Below are 17,517 nucleotides of genomic sequence, written 5' to 3' on the forward strand. Positions count from 1 at the left end.
TTTAACTTAGAATGAATAATTTGGTGATTCTTTAGTAATTTGCACATCATGTGGGTGACTTTCTGCTAATCCAGCAGGTCCCATGCGTGTGAATTGTGCTTCTTCTCTTAATGCTTCTAAGTTTCTTGAACCAGTGTAACCCATACCTGATCTCACACCGCCCATAAGTTGGTAAATCGTATCTTGTAATGGACCTTTATAAGCAATACGACCTTCAATACCTTCAGGCACGAATTTTTTAGGGGCTTTATCTTCTTGGAAGTAACGATCGTTAGAACCACTTTCCATTGCGCCTAATGAACCCATACCTCTGTATACTTTATATTGTCTACCTTGGAATACTTCTGTTGCGCCAGGGCTTTCTTCAGTACCTGCAAGTAAGCTTCCTAACATCACAGCGTGTCCACCAGCTGCCAATGCTTTGATGATGTCTCCTGAGAATTTAATACCACCATCAGCAATAATAGCTTTTCCATGTTTACGTGCTTCTGTTGCACAGTCATACACGGCTGTAATTTGTGGCACACCTACACCAGCAACAACTCGAGTCGTACAAATTGAGCCAGGTCCAATACCTACTTTGACAACATCTGCACCAGCTTCGTATAAAGCTTTAGTACCTGCAGCAGTCGCAACATTTCCGGCAACTAATGTCACTTGTGGGAATTTTTCTTTAATGTGTTTAACCTGTTCTAAAACACCTTTAGAATGTCCATGAGCTGTATCAATAACTAAGGCATCTACACCCGCTTCAACTAATTTTTCAGCGCGAATATCTGTATCTTTTGCAATACCAATCGCTGCACCAACTAGCAATCTGCCAAGTTTGTCTTTAGCAGAATTTGGGAATTCAAGTACTTTTTCAATGTCTTTGATTGTGATTAAACCTTCTAATTTACCATCTTTAACTAACGGTAATTTTTCTATTTTATGTTGCTGTAATAGTTCTTCAGCTTCATCTAAAGTAGTGCCAACAGGTGCTGTAATTAAGTTTTCTTTAGTCATAACATCTGAAATCTTAATAGAGAAATCTTCAATAAAACGTAAATCACGGTTTGTTAAAATACCGACTAATGTTCTGTCTTCTTCATTGTTAACAATAGGTACACCTGAAATACGATATTTGCCCATTAATGCTTCTGCTTCATACACACTTTCTTCTGGCGTTAAGAAGAATGGATTTGAAATAACACCATTTTCTGAGCGTTTAACTTTTTGAACTTCATCTGCTTGATCTTCAATATTCATATTTTTATGAATGACACCTAGGCCACCTTGTCTAGCCATTGAGATTGCCATTTTAGATTCAGTTACAGTATCCATACCTGCTGAAATAACAGGGATATTTAATTTAATACCTTCTGATAATTGAACGCTCAAGTCTACTTCTTTCGGCAATACATCTGATTCTGCTGGTAACAATAACACATCATCAAAAGTTAAAGATTCTTTTTCAAACTTATTTTCCCACATATGAATACAGCCTCCTAATATTTGTTTTATAGCTCCATTATTCCATAGTTTCTATGTTTTGTTGATTCTTAATGCCGTTAAAAAAGAAATTCAAAACAATTGCTGAAATCGCACCGAGTACAATACCATTTTGAGTTAACCATGCGAATTGGTCTCCTAAAGCTTGAAACGCTTGTGGTACTGCACTTATACCCGTTCCTAGTCCAACTGATACCGCGATTACCAATAAATTATTTTGATTTTTGAAATTAATATTACCTAATATACTAACACCATATGCCATAACCATGCCAAACATTGCTATCATTGCGCCACCTAATACTGGTAGTGGAATCATATTTGCTAAAGCACCTAATTTAGGGATACAACCACAAATAATGAGCAAGATAACCATGCCATAGATAACTTTGTTCTTTTTAGCACCAGATAATGATACTAAGCCTACATTTTGAGAATAAGCGGTATACGGGAATGCATTAAAAATAGATCCTAAGATAATCGCAATACCTTCAGCTGTATAACCTTTACGAAAATCTTTTCTTTCCAATTTCTTACCTGTAATTTCACTTAATGCATGATAAACACCTGTTGATTCTATCAGACTGACTAACGCAACAATAAAGAATACTAAAGTTGCGCCAAAATCAAAGCTGAATGTTGAAAATCTAAATGGTTGTGGTAACGAAAACCAATGTGCTTCACCAACTTGTTTCACATCAACAATGCCAAATATTGACGCTAATACAGTGCCTACAATTAAGCCAATCAATATGGCAATAGATTTCAAGAAACCCGTTGTAAAACGTTGCACAATTAATATGACTATTAATGTAATTACACCAAGTAAGATGTTTTTGGCATCACCAAAATTTTTAGCACCTTCTCCACCTGCTAAATAATTCATCGCTACTGGCATCAAATTGATACCTATAATTGTAACGACACTACCTGTTACAACTGGTGGAAAGAATTTAACTAAATATGAAAAGAATGGAGCAATGATGACAACCAATATACCTGATAAGAAAAGGGAACCATATAAATCACCGATGCCTTTGGTTTGCCCGATTAAAATCATCGGTGCAACGGCAGTAAATGTACAGCCTAAGACGATAGGCAATCCGGTGCCTGTGCCTTTCCAAACTTGTAAAAATGTGGCTACACCACACATGAAAATATCAACAGTGACTAAGAAGGCAATTTGTTCTGGAGTAAAATCTAAGCTTGTCCCTACAATAATTGGTACGAGTATGGCGCCTGCATACATCGCCAATAGATGTTGTAAACTTAAGATAAATGTCTTCATGATTGTTCCTCAACAAACGTCACTTTATTTCCACTTAGAGAAGCAACTTTACATAAAGACGATACTTTCAACCCTGCTGTTTCTAAACGCTCTCTGCCTGGTTGGAAGCTCTTTTCTACTACAATGCCTACGCCAACAGTTTCAGCATTGGCTTGTTGAACAATTTCATTTAATCCTAATGATGCATCACCATTAGCTAAAAAATCATCAACAATTAATACGCGATCATTTTCGTCTAAAAATTCATCTGAAACCACTACAGTACTCGTCGTATTTTTAGTGAATGAATGGATACTAGCTTGATATGTATTTTTCGTTAACGTGCTAGGCTTTGCCTTTTTAGCAAATAAGCATGGTACATCAAAATGCATTGCTGCCATGATTGCTGGTGCAATACCAGATGCTTCAATCGTTAATACTTTAGTAATCCCTTCATCTTTAAATTGATTATAAAACGTTAGTCCTACGTCGTGCATCAGCTTTGCGTCTATTTGATGATTTAAAAACCCATCTACCTTCAAAATCTTCTCATCAATGACGACACCGTCTGCCTCAACTTTCCGTTTTAACAAATCCACTCAAAAAACCTCCTCATTTTTTATACAAAAAAAATCCTAAACTAACTTAGTTTCAGGATCTATGAGTGAACGTGCAATACTATAAAGAACTGGTAGCCTTCAACATTCATTTCCCTAATTATGTAGAAATTGAAAACACAACAATTGTTTTAGAAGAATATATTAATCACTTCATTTTCCAAATCAAACTTTAAAACGATTGAAGTTGAATGCTTCGTATTGTATTGGTTACCCATAGTCATGTCGTTAATGGCAACATGGTAGAAACTTCTAGAGCCATATTCTCTAGATTATATGAGTTAGATAAATTATTAACTGATGATAGCAAATTTCAGCATGATTTTCAACACGAATATTATAAGTAAGCGCTTTAAAGAAGGAGATTTATTAATAATTAATTATGTTAGTAACCGCTTTCTTCACTTTGAAATCAAGATTGTCAGATACGCCACTTCATTATATAATAAATATATATTCGTTTTACCTAGTAGTTAATAGGGAAAGTATTAGATAAACAATAGAAATGTGGACGGAGGGACAGTTAATGGCTGATTTTACAATCGTACAAAGTAAAGACGAAATACTACCAACTATCCAGCAAAAATTGTCAGAAGGATATGTTGAATCTGAAATTTCAGTAATTAGTAAGACAAAACTTCATTTTGACGAATTACATGATTCTGAAGTAAACCTAACAGCAACGAGTGGCTCATTCAGTGACAAAATGGCTAAAATTTTAACTGGCGAAGACGGTGAAGAAACTGTTTTAGCTTATTATGATATTAGCGATGATGATAAAGAGCGTTATAAAAAAGAGATCCTTGATAATAACTATCTCGTGATTGCAACTAAAGATAACTCTTCTCATGAAGAAGTACAAGAAGCAAATGCTGCATATACAAATAGTGCTATTAAAGATAAGCATTACGCAGAAGAAACAGAAGGACCAAAATCCTAATCTACGCTCAAGTAAAGTGTGATTTATACTATTATTTTAATAAGATCACAAAATACTTTCATATAGCTACTTAACATTATAGACTACCTTTATAAGGAGCGAACGCAGGAAATCACTTTGTATTTTGTGGTTTCTGTCTCGCTCCTATTTTATTCCTTTTATAAATGACCCATAGAATATTTTTATAAATTATTTCCACTGATTTCCATTTATTTACTATGTTATAATAAACGCATTATTATTGGGGGGCATCTATTCATGGATTTTAAGACTATCAAATCAATTGATGATCCATTATTTAAAGCAGCATTAAAACTATATGATGGACAATTCGACATTGATTTATCTGAAGATGAACAAATATTTAAACAATCTTTAAAAAATGAACATACCAAAGATGACTATATCTTTTTAGTAGGCTTACAGTCAGATAAAGTTGTTAGCTTAGCAACTGCACACTATGAAGCGACGACAAATTCTGCATTTTTAATCTATTTAATTGCAAATGACCAACCGGATCACGATGATTTAATTACAAGTACTTTGACACGTATAGAAAAGGAAATTAATTATTTATCCAATCAATTGCATGAACACGATGTAAACTTTATTATGCTAGAGGTACCTAAAGAACCAGAACTTGTTTCAGAAGATGAGCAACAAGTGCTCAGTAACAGACGTGAGTTTTTATTTAGCCATGGTTTTGAAAGACAATATGATTTAGATTATCTAGCCCCAAATTTAGACGGATATTCAGAAGGATTACCTAAAGATTTGTTTATCAAATCTAATATAGAACTGACAAAAGACATATATGGGCCAAGTATTAAATCAAACTATATATTAAAGTATGTATTTGCGAACAGAATTTCTAGAAGTATTATTTACCCATTATTAGAAGAAATGGATTTACGTAAATCATAGTGTACACCACTTGAAATCACTGTTAAAACAGTTTAGACTAACATAGAGGTAAGACTGACGTTTCACTAACCGAAGACAAACGTTCGTATACATAAAATCACTTATGAAAGGACTCATTTCTATGTTAACTAAAGAATTTGCACAACGTGTTGAACTAAGTGAAAAGCAAGTCCGTAAAATCGTTCAACATTTAGAAGAACGTGGTTATCAACTTAGTAAAACCGAATACCGTGGCCGCGAAGCCACAGATTTCCAAGAAGAGGATATTGAACTCTTCCAAGATATTGCTGAAAAAGTGAAGCAGACAAATAGCTATGATTTAGCCTTCGAAGAACTTGAAAAGGAAAAAGATTTTCTACAGGTATTAGTCAAAGAGGATGACAACAACCTACCTTCAGATCAAAATGTGTCTTTACTCGTAGAAGATTTACGTACCGAAATTCAAAATATGCGTGACGAACGCCAAATGCTCGGACAAATGATTAATCAAGTGCACCAACAACAGCAAGAATTGCATAAAATGCAAGATCAAATTACATCTAAACTAGAAGAAAATACAGAATCACTGAAAGCAATTCAATCATCTACAGATGAAATTAAATCTACACAAAGTGTCATTCAGGATTCCCAAAAAGAACAAACAGAACTTGTGAAGTCTAATGTCGAATCTGAACGCGTGGATACAAATCAAAGTTCAATTAATAATGAAGCGAATGCATTCACTGAAAATACAACTGAGCAAGCAAATACGAAAGCAACACCTGAAAAAGCGACTGACACAACAGATGCTCATACAAATACAGTTTCTGAAAATGTAACAACACAAACTGCCGATGAAGAAATCACACAAATTAGCGAACAACCTTCGACACAAACAGCAAATTCAGAAACTAAAAAGCAAGCTGCCGAAGTAAATTCAGCCGATAAAACAGATGACCAAATTGAACAAGATACACATAAAGAAACTTCTGAAGCTGAACAACAAACAGATCATAACAAAGAAACCGCATCAGCATCGTCTACTACAAATGAGTCAGACGCACAACAAGCAAACACGTCTCAAGAAACAACGTCATACGCTTCACCACTTGCTAAAGAAGAGCGCAAAGAAGAACGTAAAGGATTTTTCGCACGCCTCTTTAATTTATAAGTTAAAGATGATACCAAAGTCAAAAAGTCTTTGGTTAAAAAAACGTCAATTTCTATTGAAATCATATAGAAATTGACGTTTTTTGTTTTGCATAAAATTTCACAGTTTGTGATATAGCTATTATTCAAAAATTACAGCGCTATTTTAATTTTACTAAGGTCGCTTTGAACTATAATATTACTCGAATCGAAATTCATATTAAAATATCTACCAGCTTTCTAAATCAAAAATTGTGTTTACTTCATTATCTTCTTTTAATGGATTATTTAGTTTCTAAATCAAAAATTTTCCTTAATTTCATCCTGATTGAATTTCTATCTAATTTAGCCACAAACGCCTTGACACCATATTCTGCCTAGATTTATAGCCCTTCCGATTCTGCTTCAAAAATAAAGTCATATAAATTTTATAATTTTTTTGAGTAATTGACTTGAATATTATTCGTTTTGCTACTATCCTTAGTATGCGTATCGGATTTAACAAAATAAATTAAATAAAAGAAAGTGTAGGTCTTGTTTTTATGTTATTAACAATTTTAAACATCATTATTTTTGCGGCCTTCCTTATCGTATTATATGTAATGGCAAGAAGACATGTTTCGTTTCCTAAACGTGTCTTTACAGCTTTAGGCATCGGGATTGTCTTTGGGATTGCTATTCATTTAATTTACGGTGTGGATTCAAAGGTCACTAAACAAACCACAGATTGGTTTAGTATAGTTGGAGATGGCTATATTTCATTCTTACAAATGATTGTTATACCTTTAATATTTATTTCAATCGTTTCCGCATTTACTAAAATTAATATTGGAGAAAAATTTGCTAAAATTGGCATCTATATCTTCATTTTCTTAATTGGGACTGTAGCAATTGCGGCAATTATCGGTATTATCTCAGCACTTGTCTTTGGCTTAGACGCATCTACGATTGATTTAGGTAGTGCCGAAAGCTCAAGAGGTAGTGAAATCGCAAGTCAAGCTAAGGATATGACAGCTAACACGCTACCACAACAAATCTTAGAATTATTACCAAGTAACCCATTCTTAGATTTCACTGGTCAGCGTACAACATCAACGATCGCTGTAGTGATCTTCGCTGCGTTTGTTGGCTTTGCCTTCTTACGTGTAATGCGTAAACAACCTGAAAGTGGTCACTTACTTAAACGTGGAATTGATGCCGTTTATAATATCGTAATGGCAATTGTAACGTTTGTATTACGTCTAACTCCATACGGTATTTTAGCTATCATGGCGAATACAATCGCTACAAGTGATTTTGGTGCAATATGGACATTAGGAAAATTTGTAATCGCATCTTACGCGGCATTAATTGTAATGTATATCATTCACTTACTCATTGTAACTGGTATGGGACTGAACCCTGTTACATTTGTTAAGAAAACATCTGAAGTATTGCTATTTGCATTTACTTCTCGTTCAAGTGCTGGTGCTTTACCACTCAATGTTCAAACTCAAAAAAATCGTTTAGGTGTGCCAGATGGTATTGCAAACTTCTCAGCTTCATTTGGTCTTTCTATTGGTCAAAACGGCTGTGCCGGCATTTATCCAGCAATGTTAGCAATCATGGTAGCACCGGCAGCTGGTGTCGAAGTTAATTTACAATTTATCTTATCTGTCATAGGCATTGTTGTGATTAGTTCATTTGGTGTAGCAGGTGTCGGTGGTGGCGCAACATTCGCGTCTATCATTGTATTATCTACATTAAATTTACCTGTTGCATTGGCGGGTGTACTGATTTCAGTAGAACCACTTATCGATATGGGTCGTACTGCATTAAACGTTAACGACTCTATGCTTGCTGGTACAGGTACAGCTAAATTGACAAACAACTTAGATACTGACACTTATCATTCGAAAGAATACGGGGAAATCACAAGTTCATAATAAAAGACACCACTCACTATGAACTTCAGATATTTTTTATAAATATAATTAAAGGTTGGAACGCTAGTCGTTCCAACCTCTTTTCATTTCTATACTTTTACTATATTATCAATTCAATTTTAATCATATTACTATTTTTGTCGTTTTATTGTTATCATCAGTTTTACGTAATTATAAATAAAGACAATAATCAAACTTAGCGATAATGATTTCAACAATAGGTTGACCCATGTACCGTTCGTAGTTAAGTAATACGTCACGATACTATTTATAACAAACACAATAAAAATAATCCCTAACTTCAGTAACATGTCTCCCACCTCTTTTAATTTAGTTTAGTGGGAAACATGTATTTTTTCAATTTAATTTTTCAATACCTTCAATGGATATATCTTTACTTTTTAAGATTCAACACTTGTTTGTCCAAATATTTTTTTCTTTATTGCTTCTCCAGTTGGCGTTCCAGCTAGACCTCCCAGTCCAGTTTCTCTCAACGATGCCGGCAAGTTACGTCCTACTCTATCCATCGCCTCTATCACTTCGTCTACTGGAATTCTACTTTTTATTCCAGCTAACGCTAAATCAGCTGAGATTAACCCATTGCCTGAACCAATAGCATTACGCATAACACAAGGTATTTCAACTAACCCTGCCACAGGGTCACAAACTAACCCTAATAAATTACTGATAGCTAATGCCATCGCATGACCACTTTCTTCAGGTGTTCCACCAAATATCTCAACTGCTGCAGCTGCTGCAATTGCTGAGGCTGATCCCACCTCTGCCTGACATCCACCAATAGCACCTGCCACACTTGCATTGTTTGCGATAATTTTGCCACATAGTGCTGCAGCAAATAAAAAATCAATCATCTGCGCTTCTGTTAAACCGTGTGTTTTTTCTAACTTGAATAATATGCCTGGTATTGTACCTGATGAACCAGCAGTTGGTGTTGCACAAATGATACCCATCGCAGCATTCACTTCATTTGTCGATATTGCACCTTTTAAAGCTTCTACCATATCATGTCCAGATAAAGCATTGTAATCTTCATTATATCGATCTAGTTTCACTGCATCATGTCCAGTATAACCTGTCACACTTTTTACACCATCTCCAGAAAGTCCTTTTTCTAACGCTTCTCTCATAACATCAAGATTTTATTTCATTAATGCACGAACTTCATCCCTTGAAATCCCTTTTAATTCCATCTCCTCATGAATCATCATTTCAGCAAATGTTGTGTTCTGTGCCACTGCATAATCTATAATTTCTCGCATTGAATGATACATATTGCCACTCCTCTAACAAATATATGAAAAATTTAATTCTTTATATTTCTCACGTAATTTACTTAAACTATCTACATCTAAAGCTTTATTTAAATGTAATGCCAATAAACATTTGTCATTATTAATTGTTTTAATTTCTTCATTAATATCTACTTCATACTCAATCAAGTCATTAATCAAATGGTTAATTAAAGAAATATTAGCTTCTCCATCTACAACCAAAATAGGCAATGCATGATGCATGAGGATACAAAGCCCATCCACGTGGATACTTTTAATTTTAATTGTACCTCCACCAATTGAAATACCATTAATTTCTACACGTCTTCCATTACCATCTAATTTAATTAATGCACAGTTCGGATGTTCACCCAAGCTAGCACTTGTTTCTTCTATAATTTCTATATCAATATTTTGTGCTTCCGCAAATGTGATAGCGTCTTTAATTCGCTCATCAAATGTGCTGAAACCCATTGACCCACCAATAATTGCTAAATCTGTTCCGTGACCCTTGTGCGTGGAGGCAAATGATTCATAATAATGAATCACAATCTTTTGAGGTTCAGACTGTAATACTGTTCGCGCAGCATTGCCTATTTTCACTGCACCTGCAGTGTGAGAACTAGATGGGCCCATCATAATAGGACCAATAACATCAAAAGCACTTTGATAATCTTGTTTTCTTGCCATTCTTCTCTCTCCTTAATTGGTCTGTTTTTTCATTTTAGGTAGATTGAAATTCAAGCTAGTCATATTAAATTTATTAATCATTTTTCCTATAACTAGACTTAATAAAATACTAGTAATTGATACCGTAATAATCGTAATCACAGATTTAATCGGGTCATTAAATCCAAACAATACAATAGCACCGGCAATTGGCGTCGCCATACCTGTCACATTGATTACTAATCCACTAAATGTGACGATACATGCGTTTACAACACCAATAAGTGCATTGGTACCATAGAGTTGCAAAGGATACTTCGCAATAATATCTATTTGGGTTAATGGTTCAACTGCAACAGCGAAAGCTTTGGAAGCGTTACCTATTTTTAATTGTTTAAACATAATGAAATTGACAAATGAGCTACCTGTACATGTCAGTGCACCAATCGCCATAGGCAAACCAGTTAGTCCTAATAAGCTTGTTAATACCATGGAACTAAGTGGTGTCATACCTGTAACAGGAATAATAAGACCTAAAATAATTGCTAATACATAAGGATTGTTGTCACCAACAGCTGTCACGGCACTACCAATTTGTTTTAATAAAGCGATAACACCTGGGCTCATAATACTTGCAAGAAGGAAAGAAACAGCAGGAGCAAATAAAATTACAGTTATTAAATCTAAGCCCTCTGGGACTTTTTTTTCTAAAAATTTAATAGCAAATGAAACCAAATAAGCAGCTAAAAAAGCGGGTAATAATTTAAAATCGTGAAGTACTAAACCAACGATTACAGCAAAAACTGGCGAGACACCTAATTTTAAACAAGTAAGAAAACCGACTGCTACACCACTTAAACTACCGGCTAAGTCACCAATTTCCTGCAAAAACTTAATGTCAAAGACGCCACCAATGGCATAACTTAAAAATGCTTGTGGTAAGAATGTTGCACAGGCAGCACCCGACAATGCTTGTAGCCCTTTCTTACCATAAGGTGCAAAATTTAAAAATAACGTCATAGCTAACAATACAATGAGTAGCGTTCCTACACCTAAAATAATATCCATTTCCTCAAACCTCTTTCTATTTTTCATTGATATCTATCATTTTTTTATTTCCAACCACATCATAAAACTTTGTGAAAACACTTACAATGGCAAAAAACAGACTTTTATGAAATATTTGTGAATAAATTCACAAAATAATGAATTTTATATAATATAATAATTTATTTGTTATATTGTTTGTTATATTAAGTTAATGAATTTGAGAAAGATAATAAGTTTTCACTAAAATAACCGTTCAATAGCTGCAATAATTTGAACAAATGACTGAATTGGTACTAATATCGTAACTAAGCACTATCATTGTGTAACGAACTCCTAAATGACATAAAACAAAAACCGTCAATTTCTATTATTATTGCAATAGAAATTGACGGTTCTTTTTTAGACCAAAGTATTTATTTTACAAGTACTTAACATATGGACATAAATTTAATGAAACAGTCGATTTAATTTTAAATTTTTCATTTTGATTGTTTTCCTTAACACTGACTGTCTTTGCTTCTATTTTGTTAACAGAAAATTGATCCTCACTTTTAAATATTTATTATCTTGGTTTAAATGGACCCCAAGTAATTTTTTGTTTACTATCTAACGGAATGTTATCAATTGTATTCGAAACATCATCAAACCATTTTAAAAATGCAGGATTTTTGTCTAAATGCGCTTCAGCACTATCTTCGCTAATATCATGTAAATACCACGCCTTACTTTCAAATTCATATTGAATCTGTGAATATGCGAGCCGAGTTAAATTAACACTATCATATAAGCAGTTCACATGCTTCACGAGATTAGGTGCTTGTGAAATTAAACTATTTGATATGGTTCTTTTATGGGTTTGATTATCTAAATCATTCCACATTCTTAACTGGCCATCCATTTGAAAGAATATATCTATCGTAGAATCGTTTTCGTTAAATGAAATAAGAATAAATATACGTTCTGCTGTGTGATCAACGGAATTAATTGCTCCAACAACTAACTTTTGGGCCAATTTCACCCAATAGGCTTGAGCTTCTTGAGGGGTTAGTTTACTGCTAGAAGTATAAATATATTGCTCTTTAGCTTTATGATTTCCATGCGTTTTCTTACCAAAAAATTTGTCAAACATGCTCAACATAACCAACCCCTTTCTATGATATGACCTTTCCATCATAAACGACACGCAGCAGAAGTTGTCAGTGAATTATTTTTTAATAAAACCTGATTTATTCAATTGTTCTAACATATCTAGTCTCTGCTTAGCACTCATAAAATTAGAAATTTGTTCTGACCACGTTTCAGTACGTTCGCCACTTGTACGGGATTCATAATATTTACTTACAGTTTCATCGTAATCTGCTAATGTTTTACGTTGCGTTTCTTTATCACTGTCATATTTATTGTGATGGAAGATATTTTCAAGTGGTAAACGTGGTTTAGGATCTCCATTTTCGTCATCTGCTGGTAAGCCTAATGCCATACCAAATAATGGGAAAGTATGCTTAGGTAAGTCTAAAATTTCACGCACACGTTCAACATCGTTTCTCAATGAGCCTAAATAAACCATGCCATAACCCATGTCCTCAGCTGCAGCAGCAATATTTTGTGCAACTAATGTCGCATCTATCGTACCGACCAACAAACCTTCTGCTGATTCAAATGATGTTGCCATATCTTTTTTAGTATTTTCATTAACGATTGCATGTCTGTAATAATCCATAACAAAGACAAATAAATAACCGTTTTCTACTACATAAGGTTGACCTGACACTTCTTTCAAGTCTTCTTTAACTTCAGGATCATCTATACCAATAATTGAATAAGCCTGTAAATAGCTTGACGTTGAAGCGCTTTGACCCGCTTCAATTAATTTTTTAATATGCTCCTCTGGAATAGGCTCTTGCTTAAAGTTTCTGACTGAATGGTGTTTTTTCAATAAGTTGTATACATAATCGGACATGTATTATCCGCTCCTCTTTTGTGTATGTGTCTATAGTATTTAAATGTTAACAAAGCTTACAGTGAATTGCTTGTTATTTGTTTACCCTTTTTTCACTCTTATTAAATGTTATCATCCTATTTAAATGTTGAATATTCCTAAAATATATAAACAAAATAAAACACGAATGTGATGCTTGTGTGCTTCAATTTAATAAATCATCTTGGCACATTATATATGTCAGAAATGGACACAAAAATACTTCTTAAATTTTTTCATATATTGCTATATAACCACAAGTATATTTTCCTTTTGTAATATCTCCTGTTTTAAAAATAATAATATTCAAAATTAATTCAAAATTGAAATGTTTTCCAAAACATAAATGTGGAATAATAATAACAAGGGGGTAATTCATTTGAGTAACAAAAAACAGGAACAATTAAAAAATGTAGAAAAAAACAATGACGATAAAGCAATGACGACGAATAATGGCGTTAAAGTAAGTGAAGATGAAAACACATTAACCGTTGGTGAACGTGGTCCTAGTTTATTAGAAGATTTCCATTTTAGAGAGAAAATTATGCACTTTGACCACGAGCGAATTCCTGAAAGAATCGTACATGCTCGCGGTTTTGGCGCTCACGGTGAATTTCAAGTTTACAAAGATTTATCTGAATACACTTCTGCAGACTTTTTAACACATCCTGAAAAGACTACCCCAGTGTTTGTCAGATTTTCAACTGTCCAAGGATCAAAAGGTTCTCCAGATACAGTAAGAGACGTGCGTGGTTTTGCTACAAAATTCTATACAGATGAAGGTATTTTTGATTTAGTAGGTAACGATATACCTGTTTTCTTTATACAGGACGCTATTAAATTTCCAGATTTAATTCACGCTGTTAAACCTGAACCACACAATGAAATGCCTCAAGGTGGGACTGCTCACGATACATTCTGGGACTTTTTCGCACAAAACCCAGAATCAACGCACACAACGGTTTGGGCTATGAGTGACAGAGGTATCCCTAAAAACTTTAGACAGATTGAAGGATTCGGCATCCATACCTTCCGCTTGGTTAATCGTGAGGGTCAATCCTATTTCGTAAAATTTCATTGGAAGCCAGTTCACGGTTTAGAATCATTGGTATGGGATGAGGCACAAATCTTATCCGGTAAAGATATTGACTTCCATCGCAAAGATTTATATGAAGCAATTGAAAAAGGAGACTACCCTGAGTGGGAATTAGGCCTTCAAGTGATTCGACCAGAACAAGAATTTGATTTTGATTTTGATATTTTAGATCCAACAAAAATATGGCCAGAAGATGAAGTTCCAGTTGAAATTGTTGGTAAAATGACGTTAAATCAAAATGTATCTAATGTTTTTGATGAAACGGAACAAGCAGCGTTCCATCCTGGTCATATCGTGCCTGGCATTGATTTCTCTAACGATCCTCTATTACAAGGACGTTTATTCTCATATACGGATACTCAAATATCAAGATTAGGTGGACCAAACTTTAATCAAATACCAATTAATCGACCAGTTAATGAAGTACACAATAACCAAAGAGATGCTATGCATCAAATGAATGTCCATAAAGGACAAACGGCATATCACAACAATGCATTAAACAACAACGATCCCCACACAACACCTAAAGAAGAAGGCGGCTACGAACATTATCAAGAAAAAGTTGAAGGACGTAAAATACAAAAACGTAGTGAAAGCTTTAAAGATTATTACAGCCAAGCTAAACTTTATTTGAATAGTTTAACAAAGCCTGAATTCAACCATACCGTAGATGGATTTTCATTTGAAATTGGTAAATGTAAATCAGCTATAGTTAAACAAAATGCAGTGAATCAACTAAACAAAGTTGATCGCGCATTGACAGAACGCGTCGCAGCAAACGTAGGCGTTGAAGTTCCAGAAGAAAATGAAGAAGTACAAACTGATGCCAAAGATAGTAAGTTAACAATGGAAAAATTCGATATACCATTACCTGGACATTCTGTAGCAGTACTTGTGAACGGTGAGATAAATGAGGAAACATTAAAATCATATGCCAAAACATTTGCCGACAACAAACTCAACTATGCTTTTGTAGGCAAACAACCTAAAGATATCACTAAAGATTTCGGCATAACTGAAACGTATGATACTGCACACCCTACCTTATTTGATAGTGTGTTTGTAATTTCAGATGGTACAGAATTATCACCGGATGCAGAGGCATTTGCAGAACTCACATACAAACACAACAAACCGCTAGTTGTTAATCAAGCCGCATCAGAAAAATTATCAAATGCAAAACTAGACTTGAACGCACCCGGTGTATATATTTCAGATGATGCTCAAACGATTATTCAAGCATTTGAACGCGCAAGATATTGGGACAGATAAGCATATAAAATTAAAATAATATATCCCTACAACGATATATTTAATGATACAAGCAGACGAGATAGAAATTTTCATTGTAATTTAATTTCTATCTCGTCTTTTTTATGTGAATATGGGTAAATACTTACTAAACATTTAAAGATTCAATTTACATCAAATCGATCTGATTTCATGCTATATTTATTTCAAAAACACCTTCAAATAGGTGTTTGCAACCTCGAGTTGCACACGAGGAAACGATTAAGTGCGTGACATTACATGGTGATACCGTTAATTTCAAATAAAAGGAGTGATAACTATGGAAATTGGACCACGTATCAAAGAACAACGCGAACTCAAAAATTGGTCGCAAGACGAACTTGCTGAAATATTAAATATTTCACGTCAAAGTATTTCAAAATGGGAACTGAATAAAGTCTATCCTAGTATTGATATGTTAATAAAAATGAGCGACCTATTCGACGTCTCATTAGATGAACTCATTAAAGGAGATAAAGCATTAAAAAAGACAATTATTGAAACCTATCAACAACCAGTTTCTAATCAGAAAGATCGTCCTATGAATGTTTGGGAATTTCTATCTAACTTTTGGTGGTTATTCTTCCCTGTAGCGTTTATTATTTGGTGGATGGTACAGTCGTTTGTTTGATTATAAAAATCAATTATTCATGAGTACTATGATCTAGGGTGTTAAATAACTTTTAGTTAAGTTAAATAAACTCGGAAGAGAAAGTGATAGACTTACTGCACTCTTCCGTTTTTTTACTTTCAAAATGGATACATAATGCTATAAAATTGTTATAATATATCCACAAATATATTAAATGAGGTGCTAATAATGGTTAACCATACGAAATTGTTTATAACATCAAATAAAGAAGTGGAGCTTAATTATCGCTTAGCTACTATCGTTACAGAAAACGAATTTCAAGATGCCATTATTAATTTAAACCAAAATAATAAACAATTTAAAACATACACACTTACAGCTTCATTGCCAGAACGTATGACTGTTAATGAAATCATTAAATTTTGGTGTAAATGGTATGAGACAGATATGACTAAAGAAACTGTTTTACATAAAGCAAGTCTCACTCCCTTTAGTCACAAGCGTATTAAAAAACTTAATGATTCTGAACTCAAACTTTTACATATTGCTAAGTTAATCATCGTGCCGGAAACAAAGTTTATTATTAAAGAACCTTTACAAAACACCTCAATTGAAACTAAACACATCATTATCAACTTGCTGGATGACTTAAGCAAATACAATTCTATCATTACGCTAACAAACCATACCGAAGAAGCACTTTTAATTAGCGAAAATTGCTATCGTCTTAACAAAAATACTTTTAAACCAATAGAAATATCTGGAAGTCAATCAGAAAATTCTGAAACACACACAGAAAGTATTCCACACTTAAATCGCCAACAAATTAGAAGACTAACGGTAAAAACAAATGAGAAAGTAATGTTTCTAGACCCAATAGATATAGATTATGTAGAAGGCCAAGACGGTAAGGTAGTCATCCACGTAGGCAATGAAACGTATCAACAAGACACAACACTCCAAAATATGGAAACACTGATTGTCCCTTATGGTTTTTATCGCTGCCATCGCTCTTATATAATTAATTTGCAAAAAGTTAGCGAAATTATTTCATGGTCTAAAAACAGTTATTCAATTCGACTTCTACATTCCAAAGATACATTAATACCATTATCACGACAAAAAGCGAAAGATATTGAACAATTTTTCAACATCAATTAATAACAATTCACAGATTTATAGTTACGTTTCACCTCCTTTTGACTGTGTAACATGCCTTTAAACGGTAAGCTGACACTAATAGTAAAAGGAGGTT

15 protein-coding genes, 1 pseudogene and 1 riboswitch are annotated in these 17,517 nt (G+C 33.9%); of the genes and pseudogenes, 7 read left to right on the forward strand and 9 right to left on the reverse strand.

Annotation, left to right across the window (positions count from 1 at the left end; all coding sequences use genetic code 11):
- Positions 1–6 precede the first annotated feature (6 nt).
- From guaB to xpt, 3 genes are read right to left on the reverse strand one after another with little or no spacing between them, the layout of a single operon-like run.
- Positions 7–1,473 carry an IMP dehydrogenase gene (gene guaB, locus MUA21_RS12390; RefSeq protein ID WP_046207044.1) on the reverse strand — a complete coding sequence of 489 codons (1,467 nt, stop codon included), beginning with the start codon at positions 1,471–1,473 and terminating at the stop codon, positions 7–9.
- Between the two features lie 37 nt (positions 1,474–1,510).
- Entirely contained in the window at positions 1,511–2,779 is a 1,269-nt protein-coding gene (gene pbuX, locus MUA21_RS12395; protein WP_046207045.1) for a xanthine permease PbuX, read from the reverse strand.
- Entirely contained in the window at positions 2,776–3,357 is a 582-nt protein-coding gene (gene xpt / locus MUA21_RS12400) for a xanthine phosphoribosyltransferase (RefSeq protein WP_262561432.1), read from the reverse strand. The genes pbuX and xpt overlap by 4 nt, the downstream gene beginning before the upstream one ends.
- Before the next feature lie 215 nt (positions 3,358–3,572).
- Positions 3,573–3,675: riboswitch (purine riboswitch) on the reverse strand.
- Positions 3,676–3,901: 226 nt separating this feature from the next.
- Between xpt and MUA21_RS12405 the strand changes: the two genes are divergently transcribed.
- The 4 genes from MUA21_RS12405 (at position 3,902) to MUA21_RS12420 (ending at position 8,292) form a co-directional block, all read left to right on the forward strand.
- Positions 3,902–4,315: a general stress protein gene (locus MUA21_RS12405; protein ID WP_064209625.1), complete on the forward strand. Its 414-nt coding sequence runs from the start codon at positions 3,902–3,904 to the stop codon at positions 4,313–4,315.
- A 258-nt stretch (positions 4,316–4,573) separates the two neighbouring features.
- A complete protein-coding gene (locus tag MUA21_RS12410; RefSeq protein WP_073345147.1) occupies positions 4,574–5,239 on the forward strand; it encodes a hypothetical protein in 666 nt (221 codons plus the stop codon).
- Between the two features lie 121 nt (positions 5,240–5,360).
- Positions 5,361–6,389 (forward strand): hypothetical protein, encoded by a 1,029-nt coding sequence (locus MUA21_RS12415; protein WP_262561435.1) that lies wholly within the window; start codon positions 5,361–5,363, stop codon positions 6,387–6,389.
- A gap of 520 nt (positions 6,390–6,909) precedes the next feature.
- The gene (locus MUA21_RS12420) at positions 6,910–8,292 is read left to right on the forward strand and encodes an L-cystine transporter (RefSeq protein WP_262561437.1); all 1,383 of its coding nucleotides are present in this window, start codon (positions 6,910–6,912) and stop codon (positions 8,290–8,292) included.
- Positions 8,293–8,423: 131 nt separating this feature from the next.
- Here the strand turns inward: MUA21_RS12420 and MUA21_RS12425 are convergent, their stop codons facing one another.
- From MUA21_RS12425 to nfsA, 6 genes and pseudogenes are all read right to left on the reverse strand, one after another.
- The gene (locus MUA21_RS12425; RefSeq protein WP_071562246.1) at positions 8,424–8,603 is read right to left on the reverse strand and encodes a hypothetical protein; all 180 of its coding nucleotides are present in this window, start codon (positions 8,601–8,603) and stop codon (positions 8,424–8,426) included.
- Positions 8,604–8,693: 90 nt separating this feature from the next.
- A pseudogene (gene sdaAA / locus MUA21_RS12430) lies at positions 8,694–9,584 on the reverse strand (L-serine ammonia-lyase, iron-sulfur-dependent, subunit alpha).
- Positions 9,585–9,596: 12 nt separating this feature from the next.
- Positions 9,597–10,274 carry an L-serine ammonia-lyase, iron-sulfur-dependent subunit beta gene (sdaAB, locus tag MUA21_RS12435; RefSeq protein ID WP_262561439.1) on the reverse strand — a complete coding sequence of 226 codons (678 nt, stop codon included), beginning with the start codon at positions 10,272–10,274 and terminating at the stop codon, positions 9,597–9,599.
- A gap of 12 nt (positions 10,275–10,286) precedes the next feature.
- Positions 10,287–11,321 (reverse strand): PTS sugar transporter subunit IIC, encoded by a 1,035-nt coding sequence (locus MUA21_RS12440; RefSeq protein WP_262561440.1) that lies wholly within the window; start codon positions 11,319–11,321, stop codon positions 10,287–10,289.
- Positions 11,322–11,865: 544 nt separating this feature from the next.
- Complete coding sequence (locus MUA21_RS12445) at positions 11,866–12,432, reverse strand: hypothetical protein (RefSeq protein WP_107526137.1); 567 nt, start codon at positions 12,430–12,432, stop codon at positions 11,866–11,868.
- Between the two features lie 75 nt (positions 12,433–12,507).
- On the reverse strand, positions 12,508–13,263 hold the full coding sequence (gene nfsA / locus MUA21_RS12450) for an oxygen-insensitive NADPH nitroreductase (RefSeq protein ID WP_064263553.1): 756 nt from the start codon (positions 13,261–13,263) through the stop codon (positions 12,508–12,510).
- Between the two features lie 397 nt (positions 13,264–13,660).
- Here nfsA and MUA21_RS12455 point away from each other — a divergent pair, with 397 nt between their 5' ends.
- From MUA21_RS12455 to MUA21_RS12465, 3 genes are all read left to right on the forward strand, one after another.
- On the forward strand, positions 13,661–15,652 hold the full coding sequence (locus tag MUA21_RS12455) for a catalase (RefSeq protein ID WP_107526124.1): 1,992 nt from the start codon (positions 13,661–13,663) through the stop codon (positions 15,650–15,652).
- 298 nt (positions 15,653–15,950) lie between these two features.
- On the forward strand, positions 15,951–16,301 hold the full coding sequence (locus MUA21_RS12460) for a helix-turn-helix domain-containing protein (protein ID WP_046207056.1): 351 nt from the start codon (positions 15,951–15,953) through the stop codon (positions 16,299–16,301).
- A gap of 189 nt (positions 16,302–16,490) precedes the next feature.
- A complete protein-coding gene (locus tag MUA21_RS12465; protein WP_204179730.1) occupies positions 16,491–17,423 on the forward strand; it encodes a LytTR family transcriptional regulator DNA-binding domain-containing protein in 933 nt (310 codons plus the stop codon).
- The last annotated feature ends 94 nt before the right edge of the window (positions 17,424–17,517 follow it).

The sequence above is a fragment of the Staphylococcus ureilyticus genome, from assembly GCF_025558845.1.
GTDB classification, from domain to species: Bacteria; Bacillota; Bacilli; order Staphylococcales; family Staphylococcaceae; genus Staphylococcus; species Staphylococcus ureilyticus.

Coding starts and splice junctions, on each gene's coding strand:
- guaB (WP_046207044.1), bottom strand. CDS start 1,473: ATGTGGGAAAATAAGTTTGAAAAAGAATCTTTAACTTTTGATGATGTG.
- MUA21_RS12410 (WP_073345147.1), top strand. CDS start 4,574: ATGGATTTTAAGACTATCAAATCAATTGATGATCCATTATTTAAAGCA.
- MUA21_RS12445 (WP_107526137.1), bottom strand. CDS start 12,432: ATGTTTGACAAATTTTTTGGTAAGAAAACGCATGGAAATCATAAAGCT.
- MUA21_RS12440 (WP_262561440.1), bottom strand. CDS start 11,321: ATGGATATTATTTTAGGTGTAGGAACGCTACTCATTGTATTGTTAGCT.
- MUA21_RS12405 (WP_064209625.1), top strand. CDS start 3,902: ATGGCTGATTTTACAATCGTACAAAGTAAAGACGAAATACTACCAACT.
- pbuX (WP_046207045.1), bottom strand. CDS start 2,779: ATGAAGACATTTATCTTAAGTTTACAACATCTATTGGCGATGTATGCA.
- MUA21_RS12425 (WP_071562246.1), bottom strand. CDS start 8,603: ATGTTACTGAAGTTAGGGATTATTTTTATTGTGTTTGTTATAAATAGT.
- sdaAB (WP_262561439.1), bottom strand. CDS start 10,274: ATGGCAAGAAAACAAGATTATCAAAGTGCTTTTGATGTTATTGGTCCT.
- MUA21_RS12460 (WP_046207056.1), top strand. CDS start 15,951: ATGGAAATTGGACCACGTATCAAAGAACAACGCGAACTCAAAAATTGG.
- MUA21_RS12415 (WP_262561435.1), top strand. CDS start 5,361: ATGTTAACTAAAGAATTTGCACAACGTGTTGAACTAAGTGAAAAGCAA.
- MUA21_RS12465 (WP_204179730.1), top strand. CDS start 16,491: ATGGTTAACCATACGAAATTGTTTATAACATCAAATAAAGAAGTGGAG.
- MUA21_RS12420 (WP_262561437.1), top strand. CDS start 6,910: ATGTTATTAACAATTTTAAACATCATTATTTTTGCGGCCTTCCTTATC.
- nfsA (WP_064263553.1), bottom strand. CDS start 13,263: ATGTCCGATTATGTATACAACTTATTGAAAAAACACCATTCAGTCAGA.